Below are 454 nucleotides of genomic sequence, written 5' to 3'. Positions count from 1 at the left end.
CTCTGTGCCAGCGCAGAATACCTGCAACAGCACGGTATCCCACAGCACCCGCAGGATTTAACGCAGCACAGCTGTATTTATCTGGGAGAAGTGCCCGGGGATAATCAGTGGAAGTTTCGTCATATCGCCAGCGGGGAGCAAATCAGCGTTGCGGTACACGGGCGCTATGCCTCAAATCACAGCAAAGCGAGGCTGGAAGGCATCATTCATCATCTGGGCATCGGGTGCCTGCCGCGCTTTTCCGCGCAACAGGTCATGGATAACCGACAGATTATTCAGGTCCTTCCCGAATGGGACTACATGACATCCTATTACGGGATGTCATGGATTTTGTATCATCCCAATCGCTATCTTCCCCCTAAATGCCGGGTGCTTATCGATTTTTTGCTGGAGAAGCTGAAGCACCAGACAGGGCATTCGCAATCGCATTAAACATCAAAGAGGCTTCGAGCGG

Annotated in this window: 1 protein-coding gene; it reads left to right on the top strand. The window is 52.2% G+C overall.

Going from position 1 to position 454, the window contains the following annotated elements:
• The coding region (locus D7X55_RS46345; RefSeq protein ID WP_199747404.1) for a substrate binding domain-containing protein at positions 1 to 432 on the top strand (432 nt) is incomplete at its 5' end.
• Between the last annotated feature and the right edge of the window lie 22 nt (positions 433 to 454).

Origin of the sequence: Corallococcus sp. AB049A, assembly GCF_003668885.1 — a bacterium.
Lineage (GTDB): Bacteria > Myxococcota > Myxococcia > Myxococcales > Myxococcaceae > Corallococcus > Corallococcus interemptor.
This window is presented reverse-complemented; position numbering and strand designations above follow the sequence as displayed.